This is a genomic window from Paenibacillus residui (assembly GCF_042677205.1).
Taxonomy (GTDB): Bacteria; Bacillota; Bacilli; order Paenibacillales; family NBRC-103111; genus Paenibacillus_L; species Paenibacillus_L residui.
Genome location: NZ_JBHTIU010000027.1, coordinates 266,824 through 284,299 on the forward strand (window position 1 = coordinate 266,824; position 17,476 = coordinate 284,299).

A 17,476-nucleotide genomic window follows, 5' to 3' on the forward strand; every position below is an offset into this window, starting at 1 on the left:
TGTATACTAGGACAGCAGTCCTTCGATATACTTGCCTTCTTCTTCAGTTACGGGAACAAGCGGCAAACGAACTCCTCCGACATTGAGGCCTTTCAGATTCAGAGCATGCTTGACGGGGGCCGGGTTCGGCACTTTATGCGGGCATTCGAACATGCCTCTGAAGATCGGGAACAATTCAGCATGTCTGGAAACCGCCTTATGCACCTCTCCCTGGTTGTACCATTCGATCATTTCCTTCATGTCTCTTCCGACAATATGGCTGGACACCGAAACGATACCGTAGGCACCGACTGAAAGGAACGGAAGTGTATACGAATCGTCCCCGCTGTATATTCTGAATGATTCGGGGGCGGAACGAACTAATTTGGATACATGGTCCATATCGGAATGAGCTTCTTTAGAGGCTACAATGTTAGGAATCTGAGCGAGCCGGAGCATCGTGTCCGGTTCAATATTAACCCCGGTTCTTCCAGGTATGTTATAGAGCATGATAGGAAGTTGGGTTGATTCCGCAATCGTTTTGAAATGCTGATACAGCCCTTCCTGCGATGGCTTGCTGTAGTACGGCGCAACGAGCAGAATCCCGTCAACACCCGCATCGGCTGCCAATTGGGTCATACGAATGCTGTCCGCCGTATCGTAGCTTCCGGTACCTGCAATAATTTTGCAGCGGCCATTGGCATGACGCACCGCAGCCTCAAAGAGTTTCACTTTCTCTTCATCCGTTAATGTAGGCGACTCTCCGGTCGTTCCGCAGACCACCAGGCTGTTGCTTTTTTGCTCCTCGATCAAATAATCGATTAATTTCTCGAGCTGCGTCCAGTTGACCTGTAACTGACCATCGAATGGTGTCACCATCGCCGTAATTAATGTCCCGAATTCCACTGCTATTCCCCCTACACCTTTTCATTGCCATTCATTTTATGAAGATCAAACTTGTTGTGAAGCATGCGAATCGCTCTCTGCAATTCATCCCCTGGAACGAGAACCCAGATCGTCGTGTTGGAATCTGCAGACTGCAATATCGTAACGTCCGCCTCCGTTAAAGCCTCTACGATCCGGGCCATAACCCCGGGAACTCCATTCATCCCTCCTCCAATGACGGCCACCTTGGCGCAATTGGAGCGGATTTTCGGCTCATAGCCGAGCTCCCTGACTATTTGAACAGCCAGTTCTGCAACATCGTCAAAAACGGTGTACACGACACCGGATGGATTGACATTGATAAAATCAACGCTTATTTGATTATGGGCCATCGCTTGAAAAACGGACCTGTGAAAATCATAGCGCCCTTCTTGAAATGCGATTTGAATCTGCGTGACATTGGGCACATGTGTAATTCCCGTAACATAACGATCCACTACATGCTGGCGGACCGCTTCCGGACGCGTAACGAGCGTTCCTGCCTCATCACTGAAGGTGGAACGGACGCGAATCGGTAAATTTGCCTGCATGGCGACCTCAACCGCGCGGGGGTGGATCACCTTGGCTCCGTGATGAGCCAGATTGCATATTTCCGCGAATGTAACGACCGGAAGAAGCTTGGCTTCTTCAACAATTCTGGGATCTGCGGTCAGAATGCCTGTTACATCGGTGAAGATATCGACCCTTTCGGCATTCAGCGCAACTCCCAGCGCAGTGGCCGATGTATCACTGCCGCCACGCCCGAGTGTAGCCACCTCGTCCTGAACAGCCGCTCTGCCTTGGAAACCGGTCACAATGACCACTTTCCCCTGCTTTAGCTCCTCAACAATTCTTGCCGGACGGATGGTTACAATTCTTGCGTCTCCGTAATTCCCGTCCGTCTCGATTCCGGCCTGCACCCCGTTAAGTACAGTGGCCGGAACCGATTCGGCGTTAAGCAAGCTGCAAAGAGTGACTGCGGATATCACCTCACCGCAGCTAAGAAGCATATCCTTCTCACGCCGGGAAACGCGGTTGCCGTGCTCAAAAATTAAATTCAACAACGTATCGGTGGCGTAAGGTTCGCCTTTCCTCCCCATCGCTGAGACGACGACGACCACTTGATATTGTTGAGCAAGTGCTTGTTTAATGTGCTTTATGACGTGCTTTCTGGCTTCCGCGGTGGAGAGGGAAGTTCCTCCGAATTTCTGCACAAGGATGGACACATCTTCACCCCCAACCAAATGGGACCTCAAGCCGCAATAAGCTGATCAGTTCTTCTCGGCAATCAGATATTCACCGATTTGTACTGAATTCCATGCCGCCCCTTTAAGCAGATTATCGGACACAATCCACATATTCAGAGCCCTTGGATTCGATAAATCTCTGCGCAGTCGCCCTACGTAAGTATCCAGCTTTCCTGTCGCCTCCGTCGCCAACGGATATTGCTGGGCTTCCGGATTGTCGACCAGAACGAGTCCCGGTGCATCCGCCAGCAATTTCCTGACTTCCTCCATTTCAAAGTCGGAGTTCAGTTCGATATAAACCGACTCGGAATGTCCGAATGCGACCGGAATTCTGACACAGGTCGCAGTCACTTCAATCGACTCGTCACCCATAATTTTTTTCGTTTCCAAAATCATTTTCATTTCTTCATTGGTAAAGCCATTCTCCCAGAACTTGTCAATTTGCGGAATGGCGTTAAAAGCAATCTGATGCTTGACAGGCAGGGAGCCTACCGGAAGAATATCAGGTTGAACGGATTTGCCCTCCAGCACCTCTCTTGACTGCTTATACATTTCATCGATCGCCCGATTTCCTGCCCCGGACACAGCCTGGTAAGTAGACACAATCACGCGGGAGATTCCGTAACGATCATGAAGCGGCTTCAGAGCCACGACCATCTGGGTCGTAGAACAGTTCGGATTCGCGATCACGCCTTTATGTTCTTGAATCTTGTGCGCATTGACTTCCGGAACGACCAGAGGGGTTCCCGGGTCCATCCGGTATGCGCTGGTGTTATCGATGCACACCGCCCCGCTCTTGACAGCATGAGGCACGAGTTCTTTACTTACATCGCCTCCGGCGCTGAAAAAAGCAATGTCCACTCCTTCGAAGCTGTTCGGAGTGGCTTCTTCAATGGTCACTTCCCGATCTTTAAACTGGACCTTGGTACCCGCCGACCTCTTGGAAGCCAGCAGCTTTAATTCTTTTACGGGAAAGTTCCTTTCATCCAATAGACGAATAATTTGTTGACCTACCGCTCCGGTAGTTCCCACGATAGCTACATTGTACAGTTTTTGATTCGACATGTCCTGACTCTCCCTTATCTATCATTCTATGAAAATTGCTAATGCAGTTTAGGTATAATTAAAACGTTCGATCAATAGAGGCTGTAGCTGCCTGCCTTGCAAAGCTTGTTCACAGGTTTCCATAATGAGATCCATTCTAGATACGAGAGAATTTGCTTTGACATTGGGGGCATCCTGCCCGAAGGGAACGAAGTAAATGTTCTTTGCTACAAGCAGTTTGGCTATGTTGGCTGCGTTCAAGCCGAGGCCGTCATTCGTGGAAATGGCGAGAACTACCGGTCTCTGATTTCTCATCTGAGCCTTCGCGGCCATCAGCACCGGACTTTCCGTCAAGGCGTTGGCCAGCTTGCTCGTCGTGTTCCCGGTACAGGGGGCGATAACCAGCACATCCAACAGCTTGGAGGGTCCAAGCGGTTCAGCATCTACAATTGTAGAAATAATATCATTCCCCGTAATTTCTTTCAACTGTTTTTGCCAATCTTCTGACGTCCCAAAGCGGGTGTCCGTAGTCATCAGCGTATAAGACGCAATAGGAATGACTCTTGCACCCGCCTTCACGAATCTTTCTATTTGCGGCATCACTTCGGCATAAGTGCAGTGCGAACCGGTGAGCGCAAATCCAACCGTTTTACCATGCCAATTCATTCCTCAATTCCTCCCTTTTCCTGCATCTTCCATCAACAAACTGCTGAGGGCACGGGCAATGATTCGGCCAGCGGTCTTCGGCGCGACAATTCCCGGAAGGCCAGGAGCAAGCAGCGCTTTGATCCCTCTCTTCTCCGCGAAGCGAAAATCGGTTCCGCCAGGCTTCGAAGCAAGGTCAATAATCAAGGCGCGGTGAGGAATTTTGGCAATGATCTGTGCTGTGATAATCATAGTCGGTATCGTATTAAAAATCAAGTCGATCTCCTTGACATGTTCGGCTAAATCACGGATATAGAAAGGCTCGAAGCCCATTTCCCATGCCCGGGCATAATGCTCCGGCTTCCTTATTCCTACTTTTACCTTAGCCCCCAATCCCTGCAGCGTCCTGGCCATCGTCAGCCCTGTTCTTCCCATTCCCAGAACCATGCTTCTGGAGCCGTGAATAGTTATGTCCGTATTTTGGATAGCCATCATAAGCGCGCCTTCGGCCGTAGGTATGGAATTGAAAATAGCTACATCATCACGTTCAAACAGCTCAACAAGCCCTACGGAATTTTTGCCGCACAGCATTTTCAGATTAGGCTTGGCTATCCCCGTATAGATCTTGCAGTGGCCGGGGAGTGCTTTCATATGGGCATCGTCAAGAATGAGCTCCTCTGAAGAGAAGATCGACATCACTTGACCATCGTCTTCCATCCCCGAAGCAGGCAGAACGACTGCATCGCTCTTGCTCAAGGACTCGGGCAGAAGCTTCGCCCGGGTAACTCCGTTATATGAGGATTGAAGATTGTCAAAGCCGATCAATTGCACCGAAGCGTCCAATTCCGATAATTGCTCTATGACTTCCAACTGCCGGGCATCTCCGCCTATGAATGTAACTTGGATTCCGGTAAGCAATGTCAACACCCTTTTCTCAAATGCCGTTCTCGATAAAATAGTTTATGCCGAGGCCCAGTAAGGGGTGACAGCGTCAATGGCCCGCGTTTTGTTGCCGGACCGTCGTCTCCCCGGCAACAACCGGTCTCCTCAAAAGTGACGAATAGCTTTCGAAGCCTATGCGGGATCCCGGATCTTGAAAAGCCTGCCAGGAATTTCTGCGCTTTAACGGCGGCTAAACCCTTCCGCTGTTCCCGATCGCCTTCCTGCCTGCTTCAATTAAGATTTATACAGTGCTTTTCATATAAAAATAAAAAAGACCGCCGAATTCCAAATCGGCAGTCTTCATTGAAAATATGGTTACGGCGGCATTATCAACGATCTCCGCTCGTATTAGGAACGTGAGTTTATTTGCCGGTATGTCCGAATCCCCCGGCGCCCCTCCCGGTCTCTGACAATTCCTCCACTTCTTCCAAGCGAACAGTGGGAACGTACTGAAACACCATCTGCGCAATTCGCTCATTGCGGGATATCACGAACGGTTCCTGACCATGATTGATCAGCAGAACCTTGACCTCCCCCCGATAATCGGCATCCACTGTTCCGGGGGAATTAAGAGCCGTAATCCCGTGCTTAAGGGCCAATCCGCTCCGCGGCCGGATTTGGGCCTCCAGCTCACCCGGCATGGCCAGACTAAATCCGGTCGGGATCAGGCCCCTTTCTCCCGGCTGAAGCGTGACCGGCTCCGATACAGCGGCATATAGGTCGAATCCGCTGGCCAGCTCGGACATTTTCTGCGGAAGCTGAATATCTTCATTTCCCGGAAGCCTCTTAATTTGAACCAAATGCTGCAAGTTGATCCCTCCTGAATCCTTGTATGACTTTATCTGATTGTCCAACCATAGCTAAAGCGAAAGGCCGGGAAAACAATTCCTTCGTCACCTGCCGAATTTCTTCCTGCGTAACCGCCTCAATCTTGCCGATAATATCATCGATGGTCAAATGGCGGCCGAGCATAAGCTCGTTCTTGCCCATCCGGTTCATCCGGCTGCTCGTGCTCTCCAAGCTCAGGAGGAGACTGCCCTTCAACTGCTCCTTCCCCTTGTTCAATTCCGCGTCTGTCAGCCCCTGGACGATCATTTCTTCAATGATCTCCATAGAAACCTTAAGTACCTCTTCCGTCTGTTTGGGAGCCGTGCCCGTATAAATTACGAACATTCCGTTATCGACGTGCGAAGAGTGATAGGAATAGACAGAGTAAGCCAGCCCTCTCTTCTCCCTGATCTCCTGGAACAGCCTGGAGCTCATTCCGCCGCCTATCGTATTGTTTAGAAGAATCATTGCGTAGTAGCGAGGATCCGTCAGCGAGAGCCCCGGCAAAGCCAAACAAATATGATTTTGCTCGGTTTTCTTCTCGTGATAGATCAGGTCTCCGACAAATCCGGGAGCTTCGTAAACGACCGGGGAGCCCGAACGGTGAGCCCCGCCAAAGTGTTTCTCCAGCAGCTTAACCGCATTCTCATCTATATTCCCGGCTACACTGATCACCGTATTATCGACTGTATAATGTTGGTTCATATATTCGCGCAGAGTATCCGAATTCATCCGGTTCAGATTGTCTTCGACGCCCAGAATAGTATAGCCTAAGGAATGATCGCCGTAAACGGCTTTGGCCAACAGATCATGAACCAGATCATCCGGAGTGTCCTCATACATGGAGATTTCCTCCAGAATGACATTCCGTTCTTTCTCCAGTTCGCTCTCATCCAAACGGGAATGAAAGTACATATCCGCCAGCACATCCACCGCAATAGGCAGATGTTCATCCAAAACTTTAGCATAGTAACAAGTATATTCCTTCGTCGTAAACGCGTTGACGTTGCCCCCGATACCGTCGAACACCTCAGCGATATCCCGCGCAGAATAACGGTCCGTTCCTTTAAAGAGCATGTGCTCTATAAAATGCGAAATGCCATTCTGCTCCGGTGTTTCATTCCTCGACCCGGTCTTCACCCATATTCCGATCGCCACGGATCGGATGGACGGGATCGGCTCGAGAACAACCCTTAAGCCATTCGATAATTGATGTTTGATCACTATTTTCCTCCTATACAGGTTTCGCAAGGCTCCCCTGCTAACTCATTCTCCCGGATCAGGTACCCGATCGGAAGATAACAATTCGCCAACCGTGCCGAGAACAAGCCCTCTTCCTTTAATTTCCTTGATCATCCCTTCCAGGGACAGCGAAGCAGATTCCGTCGGGTGCATTAGAATCATCGCCCCCGGCTCGAGGCGATTGGCTATTCTGGTAAGAATGGTTTGCGGGGAAGGCTTCCTCCAATCCACCGTATCAATAGTCCATAGCACCGTCTTCAAGTTTAATTCAGCGGCAATTTTTACCGTTTGCTGGTTAAAATCCCCCGAGGGCGGCGCAAACAGCTTATTCTCTACCCCGAGATGCTCCTTAAGCAGCTTTTCCGTCTTGCTGATTTCCTGAACGGCCTGCTCTCGGCCAAGCTGGCTCATATTTTTATGAGAATAGGCGTGGTTGGACATTTCATGCCCCTTGGAAGCAATTTGCTTGGCGATTTCCACATTTTTGCTTAACCAAGACCCGTCCAGGAAAAAGGTTGCCTTGACATTTTCTTGCTCTAACGTCTCCAGCATGCCGGGTATAAACTCATTCCCCCAAGCGACATTGATCATAAGAGCAACCATCGGCTTATTCGGATTTCCCTTGTAGATAGGCTGCGCGCCTAAATCGTCCAATGAAACCTTGGGCGGAATTTCGCGAAAGACAAGCGGCAGCTTCTGACCGGGAATCCAGTCCTTGGACAGCTGCAGGGTTCTTTCCACATCCACTTCCCGCCCGTTATAACCGGGAATCGCTTTCCACACCCGGTCGAGCTTAGCATCAATCGGAGGGATATAAAGCCTCGCCGCCTCTCTTCGAATCGCTTCGAGCCTCTCCTCGGGCGTTGCCCTGTCCTTGGGCTTGGCATTGAGCTGGCCAAAGACAGGTATCGCCTCCGGCCCCGCCTTGCCCTTGACATGGTCAAAGTAGTCCTGCATGAACGGCATCTGGAACAAAGCAAAGATGACAGCCCCTATTCCGGCTATGACCGAAGCCAAACGTTTATTAGCGCTCATCTTCTATTCTCCCCGGATCAATATTGGGTACCCGGCTGAAAATACGGCCGAGTTCCTTGTTTGTCCCATCTTATGCTGGGCAGGGAAGGATTAGAATGAGGTTCAAATAAAAAAGAGACAGACTGATCTGACTCTTTATTTTATCGTATTTATTGTAAAGGAACAAATTATTGGGTCAAAGTAGCCTTCCGCGAAAGATTGATTCTTCCTTGGGAGTCGATCTCGGTCACTTTGACGGTAATCGAATCGCCGACAGAAACTACATCCTCAACCTTGGCCACCCGTTCGGTTGACAATTGCGAGATATGAACAAGCCCTTCCTTATTGGGAAGAATCTCGACGAAAGCACCGAATTTCTCAACCCGTTTGACCGTACCGAGGTAGGTTTCACCTACTACAACCTCCCGGACAATGCCTTCGATGATGTTCTTGGCCTTCTCGTTCATTTCAGCATCGGAGGAGGCAATATAGACGGTTCCATCCTGCTCGATATCGATTTTAACACCTGTCTCATCAATGATCTTATTGATGATCTTGCCGCCGGAACCGATGACGTCTCTAATTTTATCCGGGTTAATATGCAGGGTAATAATCTTGGGTGCATATGGCGAGAGCTCTTTCCTCGGCTCTTTGATCGTCTGGAGCATTTTATCCAGAATGAACATCCGTCCCTCTCTCGCTTGGCTTAACGCTTCTGACAAAATCTTGCGGTCGATCCCGTCGATTTTGATATCCATTTGGATGGCCGTCACCCCTGCGGACGTTCCCGCCACTTTAAAGTCCATATCTCCAAGGTGATCTTCCATTCCTTGAATATCCGTCAGGATAGATACATTCTCCCCATCCTTAATCAAACCCATCGCAATTCCGGCTACCGGAGCTTTAATCGGCACTCCAGCATCCATTAAAGCCATTGTGCTTGCGCATATACTTGCTTGCGAAGTCGAGCCGTTGGATTCCAGCACTTCGGAAACAAGACGAATGGTATAGGGGAACTCGCTCTCGGACGGAATAACCATCTCCAAGGCTCTTTCTCCCAAAGCTCCGTGTCCGATTTCCCGTCTGCCCGGCGCGCGCAGCGGTCTGGCTTCCCCTACGCTGAACGGCGGGAAATTGTAATGGTGCATGAACCGCTTGGTCTCTTCCAGATCCAGTCCGTCCAAGATTTGAACATCGCCCAAGGCGCCCAGCGTACAAATACTGAGGGCTTGAGTTTGTCCGCGCGTGAACAGGGCGGAGCCGTGAGTCCTCGGCAGCAGGCCGGTATCGCATTCAATCGGACGGATTTCGTCCAAAGCCCTGCCATCGGGTCGAACCTTATCATGGGTTATCAGACGGCGGACTTCTTCTTTCACAATGTTGTAAAGCACCTCGTTGACGTCGCTCATCCGTTCGGGAATCTCTTCATAAACGGCGGTAAAATGCTCGACAGCTTCCGCATTGATGGCGTCAATCGCATCCTGGCGGGCTTGCTTCTCCGGAATGCGTACCGCTTCCACCAGACGTTCATGGGCATAAGCGCGTACTGCAGCATCTACTTCTTCATCGATTTGATGCAGCTTTACTTCCATTTTGGGCTTGCCGTTTTCCGCGGTAAACTGCTCGATTTTCTCCACGATTTTCTTAATTTCATCATGCCCGAACATGATCGCTTCCAGCATAATTTCCTCGGGAACCTCGTGAGCCTCAGCTTCCACCATCATGATGGCATCCTTCGTACCGGCAACAACGAGGTAAAGCTCGCTTACCTTGCTCTGCTCCACGGTCGGATTAATAACGAACTGGCCGTCGACCCGTCCGACAATGACTCCACCGATCGGTCCGTTGAACGGGACATCAGAGATGCTGAGTGCAGCCGATGTACCGATCATGGCAACTATATCCGGTGAGCAATCCTGCTCAACGCTCATTACTATATTGACGATTTGCACATCGTTGCGGAAGCCTTCAGGAAACAACGGACGGATCGGCCGGTCTGTGAGACGGCTGGCCAGAATAGCTTTCTGCGTCGGTCTTCCTTCTCTCTTAGGATAGCCTCCGGGAATCTTGCCGACGGAATACAATCTTTCTTCATAGTTGACCGTCAATGGGAAAAAATCGAGATCCTTAGGATCTGACGATGCGGTTACGGTACATAGAACAGCCGTATCCCCGTAACGGGCCATAACCGCTCCGTTGGCCTGCTTGGCCAATCTTCCCGTTTCGAGAGTGAGCGGTCTGCCGCCTAGTTCCATATGTATTTTCTTCTCCATACTTACCTCCTGCTATGTGGGACTTGGTTCTAATTATTCTGCATCAGTACTAGCATTTCCTTCTTGACAGCAAATCATAATCGACTTGCTTCCTAACAGGAACTATAAAAGACCCACGGAAACCATTTCCGTATCTTAATGGGGAAGACGCATGTGCATTGCCGGGAAAGATCAGGGAAGCAGAATAAAAGTCTGTTTCCGAGGACAACTCCTTCGTCTTTCTTCCATAAGAGGGGGGTGTCTTGCAAAAAGAAAGTATGCGAAAAAGCAACCTTGCCGTCTATGCAGAAGTACTGCATGATTAAACAAAGTTGCTTTTCTACAATTGAACCTATCTGCGAAGACCCAATTTCTCGATTAACGCGCTGTAACGTTTAACATCGTTATTCTTCAAATAGGCCAACAGCTTACGGCGTTGTCCGACCATCTTCAAAAGACCGCGGCGAGAATGGTGGTCTTTCTTGTGCGTACGCAAATGATTGGTCAAGTTTACGATGTTTTCCGTAAGGATAGCAATTTGTACTTCAGGAGAACCGGTATCCGTCTCGTGAACCTTATGCTCCTGAATCAGTTGTTGCTTACGTTCTTGGGTAAGTGCCATCCTGTTCACCTCCTCATAATCTAAAGAATCGCCTGCAGCCCAGAAACCGCCGGAGCAGCGGATGTCCGCGCTGAGGTTCAGTCTTCGTCCCGGAGAGATTACCCTCCATAAGACGAACACAATTCAGTATAACATAATAAGGTAAGCCAAGTAAATGGCCCTTATGATAAAAAAGCTCGTAGCGCAGACACTGCTCAACCCGGATTTAGAAGGCAGCTTTTTATGCCGATTTGAATCTTTCTCACACCGTCTTAAACGCTGTAAAAACTACAGATTCTTATGCGGCAATATAGACAGCTTGGTCCTGATGTCTTTCACATCGGTCCCGATTTGCATTATCAGTTCATCGACAGAGGAAAACTTCCGCTCACTCCGGATGAAATATAAAAACTCCACTTCCAGGCTTCTCCCGTAAAGATCTCCTTCATAGTCCAGCAAATGGACCTCGAGCACAGGAAGTTTCCGGTCACCTGAAAAGGTCGGTTTTACCCCGATATTTGCCGCCCCGTAATACACATTGCCTTCCCAGATTACTCTGACCGCATAGACTCCGTTCGCCGGCATGACATAAGCTTCGGATTCGGCAGGATCTATGTTCGCTGTAGGGAAGCCGATGGTCCGCCCCCTCTTGTCCCCCTCTACCACAAGCCCGCGTACCGTATACCGGCGCCCTAGCAGAGTCCCTGCCTCCTCCATTTGCCCAGCCTTGAGATGTTCCCGGATCCTTGTGCTGCTTACCTTCTCGCCGTCCATAAGAAACGGCCGGACCACTTCGACAGCAAACCGGCCCCGGCTTAATTCACACAGTGTGTCGGGAGTGCCCGAGCCCCGGTGCCCAAATCTGAAGTCAAACCCGACAATGACCGAGCTGACACCGAGCGGCATTAAAAATTGCTCCACAAATTCAGCCGGTGTCAGCTTCGCAAACTCGGGATGAAATTCTACGATATAAGTGCAATGGACTCCCATTTGTTCGAATAGTTCTAATTTTTTGGCTAACGGTGTCAAGCTCTGAGTATAATTATCATGTCCAAGCACCGCTCGCGGATGAGGATCGAAAGTCATGACGGAAGCGGGCAGATCGAGCGATGCCCCCGTCTGCACAGCCCTCGATATCACTTCCCGGTGACCTAGATGAACTCCGTCGAATTCTCCAATCGCCATCACCTGGGAAGAAGGCATTCCTTCAAGAGGCAATCGGGTCGGATATTGAATATGGAAAACCTGCACTTGGATTCACCTGCAATTCTTACGAGATGTCAGCTTAATTGAAAATCTTCTCCGGAATCAGAAGAGCGCGCTCTGCGTCCCATCGGAAAATTCCAAGAAATGGATGAGTTGCGGCTGCCGAATAAACCCGCATGACTCGTCCGTTCCATTCTTCGGCTAGAGGTTCCTCCGGGCGGACCATTCGGCCTTGCAGAGCTCTGACAGCATGCGCTTCCGACACGTATGCCTTGGGAATATGGGGGATTGCTTGATCAGTCGGTATCAGCCGTTCGGAAAGCCTGCCTTCCTTCATCAGCTCTTCGATTTCCGGAATGGACAGGCATCGATCAAGCGTAATTGCCCCGGTCGATGAGCGGACCAGGTCAGACATAACCGCAGGATATCCTAATTGCCTCCCCATATCCGTGCACAAGGTTCGAATATAGGTTCCTTTGGAGCAGCGCACCCTAAACTTTATTTCAGGATGAGGACGGTCCAGCTTCATTTCCAGAAGGTCGATTCCATAGATGGTTACCTGTCTTTTCTTCCTTTCGACTTCCTGCCCCATTCTGGCCAGTTCGTATAAACGCCGTCCTTCCACTTTCACCGCGGAGTACATGGGCGGTATTTGCTCGATCGTACCGATGAACGACTGCACAGCTGCACGAATTTGATCCTCGCTGACCTGTACAGTTTCCACTTCCTCCACTATCCTGCCGCTTAGATCCTCCGTATCGGTTGCCAAACCCAGCGTAAGGGTCGCTTCATATTCTTTCGGCATGTCCTGAATATACTCAACCACCCGGGTAGCCCTTCCGATACAGAGAGGAAGCACTCCCGTTACTTTAGGATCCAGCGTTCCAGTATGGCCGATCCTTTTCACCCCGGTGATTCGCCTAACCTTGACCACCACATCATGAGATGTATAATCCGCCGGCTTCAATACCGGCAACACGCCTTCCAACGTCATTCGAGAGCCAAACCTACTTCCTTTACTAATTGTGAGGTTACCTGATCCAATGTTCCCGTCAGCGTACATCCTGCCGCTAACGTATGTCCGCCCCCGCCGAATGATTTGGCAATTCGTGCCACGTCCACTTTACCGTTGGAGCGCAAGCTGACCTTGAAAGTATCTTCCCCTGTTTCCTTAAACAGCAGGCCCACTTCCACCCCTTCGATATTGCGCGGATAATTGACCAGTCCCTCTATATCTTCGTTCGCCGCTTGCGCTTCGGCCATATCCCGGGCGGTCACGCTGACCCAGGCTACCCTGCGTTCATAGGCGAAAGAAAGCCGGGCGAGCGACTTCTGCAGCAGAACAAGCTGAGGGTAAGTCATCTGCTCCAGCAGAACGTTGGCCAGCTCGCTGGCCCGCACCCCGTAATCCAGCATCTCGGAGGCAATGCGCAGCACTTGGGGGCCTGTATTCGCATAACGAAAACCGCCGGTATCGGTCAACAACCCGGTATAGATGCACTTCGCCAAATCTTCAGTCCATGGAATGCCCAATCCGTTCACCAAAGCGTACAGCATTTCCGCGGTTGCGGCAGCCTCGGCTTCAATCCAGACGCAGGTGCCGAACCCTTCATTTGTGGCATGATGATCGATATTGAGCAGTGGAGTTTCCGGTTTAACTCGCTTATGCAGCTCTCCCATTCGCCGAAAATCCGCACAATCGAGACTGATAACGGCGTCATACGGCTCATCTTCCGACAGCTCGGAAGCAAACAGCACCCGGTCGCTGCCCCTCAGAAGATTGAATTTGGAGGGAAGCGGGTCCTCATTAACCATCTTGTAGGTCTTGTTCAAATACTCCAGCATTAAACCGACCGCCAAGGTGGAGCCGATGGCATCCCCGTCCGGATTAAGATGCGACACGACCAGAAACCGGTCATGGCGGCGAATAAATTCAACGGCCGCCATCACCTGCTTCTCGAAATCATTTCCTTTGCCTGTCATGGCTTCGGCTTCTCCTCGTTAATTTGTCCCAGCAATTTCTCGATGCGGGTTCCGTAATCGATCGAAGTGTCGAATTTAAAGATCAGCTCGGGAGTAACCCTAAGCCGGATTCGTTTGGACAATTCCGACCGCAGAAACCCCATCCCGCGATTCAGCGCCTTTAAAGTCTCTTCCTTCTCTTCATCGGAACCTAAGACGCTCAGATAAACCTTGGCTTGGGAGAGATCATTCGTCACATCCACGCCGGTAATCGTTACAAAACCAATTCTCGGATCCTTGAATTCGTTCTGAATGATTTGGCTTAGCTCTTTCTTGATTTGTTCTCCCACTCTGCCCGTACGGATTCTGGACATTGCAATCACCTCTCAACGGCTTCCATTACGAACGCCTCAATGATATCTCCTTCTTTGATATCGTTAAACCGTTCCAATGTAATTCCGCATTCATATCCTTGAGCTACTTCTTTGGCATCATCCTTAAACCTCTTCAGGGAGTCAAGATGGCCTTCGTAGATGACGATTCCGTCGCGAATCAGGCGAGCTTCCGCCGAGCGAATGATTTTACCTTGAGTAACCATGCAGCCGGCAATCGTACCGATCCTGGATATACGGAAGGTTTCTCTGACTTCCGCGTGTCCGATGACATTTTCCTTATATTCCGGATCGAGCATTCCCTTCATCGCCGATTCAATTTCCTCTATGGCGCTGTAAATTACGCGATGGAGTCGAATATCCACCTTCTCCTGATCCGCGGTCACTTTCGCCGCCGGTTCCGGACGAACGTTAAAGCCGATAATAATCGCGTTGGAGGCCGAGGCAAGGATAATATCCGATTCGGTAATCGCTCCTACGCCAGTGTGGATAATTTTAACCCGCACGCCCTCTACATCGATTTTTTCCAGCGAGCCTCTCAGAGCTTCCACGGTACCTTGAACGTCCGCTTTAATAATGATGTTGAGCTCCTTGATTTCGCCTTCCTTGATATGCTTATACAAATCATCCAGCGTAACGCGGGAGCTCGCACCCATCTCGGACTGCCTCAGCGTAGAGGCCCGCTTCTCGGCGATCGCTCTCGCCTTGCGCTCATCCTCATAAGCCAGGAACGGATCACCGGCTTGAGGCACCTCCGTCAGTCCGGTAATCTCTACCGGAGTGGACGGCCCGGCTTCCTTCAGCTTCTTGCCTCTATCATTGACCATTGCACGCACGCGGCCAAAGCAAACCCCGGCAATAAAGCTGTCTCCAACCTTCAACGTACCATGCTGAATCAGAATGCGGGCAACCGGTCCCCTTCCTTTATCCAGCTCGGCCTCAATCACCGTTCCTCTGGCGCGTTTGTTCGGGTTGGCCTTCAACTCCTGCACCTCGGCGACAAGGAGAACCATCTCGAGCAGATTCTCAAGGCCGATCTTCTGCTTGGCTGAGACATTGACGAAGATCGTATCTCCGCCCCATTCCTCAGGGACAAGCTCATATTCGGTCAATTCCTGCTTGATCCGGTCCGGATTCGCTTCAGGCTTGTCGATTTTGTTAACCGCAACGATAATAGGCACATTTGCCGCTTTGGCATGGCTGATCGCCTCTACGGTTTGCGGCATGACGCCGTCATCGGCAGCAACGACAAGAATGGTAATATCCGTAACCTGTGCTCCTCTGGCACGCATCGTGGTGAAGGCTTCGTGGCCCGGAGTATCCAGGAATGTAATTTTCTTGCCCTGTGCTTCCACCTGATAGGCCCCGATATGCTGAGTGATTCCGCCCGCTTCCCCTTCCGTTACGCTTGTAGAACGGATGGCATCCAGCAGGGTCGTTTTACCATGGTCAACATGACCCATAATGGTAACAACCGGAGGACGTTCCATCAGATCGGCTTCATCGTCCACTTCTTCAATCAGCTCGAAGTTCTCTTCATCTACCGGAATTTTCAATTCGACTTCCACACCATATTCCGATGCAATTAATTGAATCGTATCAAGATCAAGCTCTTGGTTAATGGTCGCCATAACTCCCAGGAAGAGCAGCTTCTTAATGACTTCGGATACATCCTTATGCAGCAGCTTGGCCAGCTCGCCTACGGTCATCGTTCCGCGAACGATAATCTTCTTCGGAGTGTTGTCCACCTTTTCTTTACGCACGGGAGACTGCTGTCTGCCTCCTTTGCCTGAACGGTTGTTCCGGAAATTACCTTTGGAAGAGCCTGCTTTATTGTCATCGAAGCGTCTTTGATTCGGCTTCGTCTTTTTGTTGGTGACTCCTTCGTTAGCTTTAATATCCAGATCATCTACGCCGCCCAGCGGACTGCGCGGAACTTTCCCGTTTGTCTTGGGCTGCGGTCCGCGATTATTGTTCCGATTCGCATTCCCGGAAGCGGAATCCGCCGCTGCTACAGTTTCGGGCTTGCGATTCCGGTTGCCGTCCTGCCGTTGTCCCCCTTGCGGGCGTGCATCACGGCCTGCGGCAGGCTTGTTACTTCCTTGCTGATTCTGACCTCCGCCATTGCCCTGCTTTTTCTTATTAGGTGTATTCGATGAACCTTGCTGAGATTGATTGCGCGGCGATGACTGTTTCGTTTGCTGTCCTGTTCCTTGGTTTTTCTTCATGTCTTCCCCTCCAGCGGCCGATTGTGACGGCTGCTTCTTGGGGGCGGACGCTGCTGAACTCACTGCGGCACTATCCTCCGAAGCAGCCCGTTTCGCGGCGGCGTTAGCCTTGACGTCGCGGAAAAATTTTTCCACGGCCTCCACCGCCTCCCTCTCCATCACGCTCATATGATTGTTGACCGAAATATTTAGACGCTTTAATATGGTAATGATTTCTTTGCTGCTCATGTTTAAAGACTTGGCATATTCATAAACCCTCAATTTATCTTTGTTTTCGTTTTTACTCAAATTACTCCACCTCCGCTAGATTTGCCTTCGCCCTTGCTATCACCTGTGCAAATCCGGGATCGGTAACCGCCATTATGACCCGTTCCGCTTTACCGACACTAGATCCCAGTTGTTCCCGAGTACCGTATTCGATTAAAGGGACTTGATAAGTCAGGCATTTGTCCCTGAACTTTTTGCTTGTATTCTCGGAAGCGTCAACTGCGAGAAGGACCAGCTTTGCTTTCCCGGTGCGGATGGCGTCCAGCACCCCTTCGTCACCGGTGACAAGCTTCCCCGCCCGCATGGCTAGACCAAGACCGGATAACAATTTATTGCTATTCATCGTCCGACTCTTCCTTAGCAGCTAAAAATTCATCTTCCACTCGAATAAAATCCTGCTCCAGCTGATCATAAATCTGATCGCCGACGCTGTGTTTGAGAGCCCTGTCCAAAGCTCTGCTTTTTTTGGCGAGCTTGAAACAGGACAATTTGCCGCAGAGATAAGCTCCTCTTCCCGACTTCTTGCCGGTCAGATCAATCAAGATTTCATCGTCTGGCGTTTTGACCACGCGAATCAATTCTTTCTTGGCCATCATTTGCTGGCAAGCTACACATTTTCTTAAGGGTACTTTTCTCTGCCTCAATTCCATCACCCGCTCCCAAGAACTGCCTTGTATTATACGAGCCTCACAAATTAGTCATG

Annotated in this window: 17 protein-coding genes; all 17 read right to left on the bottom strand. The window is 50.4% G+C overall.

Annotated features, from left to right (window positions below; translation table 11 throughout):
* Positions 1 to 6: 6 nt before the first annotated feature.
* Positions 7 to 885: a 4-hydroxy-tetrahydrodipicolinate synthase gene (gene dapA, locus ACFQ03_RS08215; RefSeq protein ID WP_379287339.1), complete on the bottom strand. Its 879-nt coding sequence runs from the start codon at positions 883 to 885 to the stop codon at positions 7 to 9.
* 11 nt (positions 886 to 896) lie between these two features.
* Positions 897 to 2,129, bottom strand: a complete 1,233-nt coding sequence (gene dapG / locus ACFQ03_RS08220) for an aspartate kinase (protein WP_379287341.1) — start codon at positions 2,127 to 2,129, stop codon at positions 897 to 899.
* A 45-nt stretch (positions 2,130 to 2,174) separates the two neighbouring features.
* Positions 2,175 to 3,215 (bottom strand): aspartate-semialdehyde dehydrogenase, encoded by a 1,041-nt coding sequence (locus tag ACFQ03_RS08225; RefSeq protein ID WP_144933068.1) that lies wholly within the window; start codon positions 3,213 to 3,215, stop codon positions 2,175 to 2,177.
* A 48-nt stretch (positions 3,216 to 3,263) separates the two neighbouring features.
* A complete protein-coding gene (locus tag ACFQ03_RS08230) occupies positions 3,264 to 3,860 on the bottom strand; it encodes a dipicolinate synthase subunit B (protein ID WP_144933070.1) in 597 nt (198 codons plus the stop codon).
* A 3-nt stretch (positions 3,861 to 3,863) separates the two neighbouring features.
* Positions 3,864 to 4,757 carry a dipicolinate synthase subunit DpsA gene (dpsA, locus tag ACFQ03_RS08235; protein ID WP_144933072.1) on the bottom strand — a complete coding sequence of 298 codons (894 nt, stop codon included), beginning with the start codon at positions 4,755 to 4,757 and terminating at the stop codon, positions 3,864 to 3,866.
* 386 nt (positions 4,758 to 5,143) lie between these two features.
* On the bottom strand, positions 5,144 to 5,590 hold the full coding sequence (gene dut, locus ACFQ03_RS08240; RefSeq protein ID WP_379287344.1) for a dUTP diphosphatase: 447 nt from the start codon (positions 5,588 to 5,590) through the stop codon (positions 5,144 to 5,146).
* Positions 5,568 to 6,833: a M16 family metallopeptidase gene (locus tag ACFQ03_RS08245; RefSeq protein ID WP_379287346.1), complete on the bottom strand. Its 1,266-nt coding sequence runs from the start codon at positions 6,831 to 6,833 to the stop codon at positions 5,568 to 5,570. The genes dut and ACFQ03_RS08245 overlap by 23 nt, the downstream gene beginning before the upstream one ends.
* 42 nt (positions 6,834 to 6,875) lie before the next feature.
* A complete protein-coding gene (locus ACFQ03_RS08250; protein WP_379287348.1) occupies positions 6,876 to 7,886 on the bottom strand; it encodes a polysaccharide deacetylase family protein in 1,011 nt (336 codons plus the stop codon).
* 167 nt (positions 7,887 to 8,053) lie between these two features.
* The gene (pnp, locus tag ACFQ03_RS08255) at positions 8,054 to 10,138 is read right to left on the bottom strand and encodes a polyribonucleotide nucleotidyltransferase (protein ID WP_379287350.1); all 2,085 of its coding nucleotides are present in this window, start codon (positions 10,136 to 10,138) and stop codon (positions 8,054 to 8,056) included.
* Positions 10,139 to 10,469: 331 nt separating this feature from the next.
* On the bottom strand, positions 10,470 to 10,739 hold the full coding sequence (rpsO, locus tag ACFQ03_RS08260) for a 30S ribosomal protein S15 (protein WP_144933080.1): 270 nt from the start codon (positions 10,737 to 10,739) through the stop codon (positions 10,470 to 10,472).
* Positions 10,740 to 11,006: 267 nt separating this feature from the next.
* Positions 11,007 to 11,969 carry a bifunctional riboflavin kinase/FAD synthetase gene (locus tag ACFQ03_RS08265; RefSeq protein ID WP_379287353.1) on the bottom strand — a complete coding sequence of 321 codons (963 nt, stop codon included), beginning with the start codon at positions 11,967 to 11,969 and terminating at the stop codon, positions 11,007 to 11,009.
* Positions 11,970 to 12,003: 34 nt separating this feature from the next.
* The gene (truB, locus tag ACFQ03_RS08270) at positions 12,004 to 12,918 is read right to left on the bottom strand and encodes a tRNA pseudouridine(55) synthase TruB (protein ID WP_379287355.1); all 915 of its coding nucleotides are present in this window, start codon (positions 12,916 to 12,918) and stop codon (positions 12,004 to 12,006) included.
* Entirely contained in the window at positions 12,915 to 13,907 is a 993-nt protein-coding gene (locus tag ACFQ03_RS08275) for a DHH family phosphoesterase (RefSeq protein WP_379287357.1), read from the bottom strand. Before ACFQ03_RS08275 ends, truB begins: the two co-directional genes overlap by 4 nt.
* Positions 13,904 to 14,260: a 30S ribosome-binding factor RbfA gene (gene rbfA, locus ACFQ03_RS08280; RefSeq protein ID WP_144933086.1), complete on the bottom strand. Its 357-nt coding sequence runs from the start codon at positions 14,258 to 14,260 to the stop codon at positions 13,904 to 13,906. Before rbfA ends, ACFQ03_RS08275 begins: the two co-directional genes overlap by 4 nt.
* Positions 14,261 to 14,265: 5 nt before the next feature.
* Positions 14,266 to 16,794 (bottom strand): translation initiation factor IF-2, encoded by a 2,529-nt coding sequence (gene infB, locus ACFQ03_RS08285; protein ID WP_449290183.1) that lies wholly within the window; start codon positions 16,792 to 16,794, stop codon positions 14,266 to 14,268.
* Between the two features lies 1 nt (position 16,795).
* Complete coding sequence (locus tag ACFQ03_RS08290) at positions 16,796 to 17,116, bottom strand: L7Ae/L30e/S12e/Gadd45 family ribosomal protein (protein ID WP_144933089.1); 321 nt, start codon at positions 17,114 to 17,116, stop codon at positions 16,796 to 16,798.
* Positions 17,109 to 17,417, bottom strand: coding sequence for an RNase P modulator RnpM (gene rnpM, locus ACFQ03_RS08295; RefSeq protein WP_144933256.1), 309 nt, complete (start codon positions 17,415 to 17,417; stop codon positions 17,109 to 17,111). Before rnpM ends, ACFQ03_RS08290 begins: the two co-directional genes overlap by 8 nt.
* Positions 17,418 to 17,476: the final 59 nt, after the last annotated feature.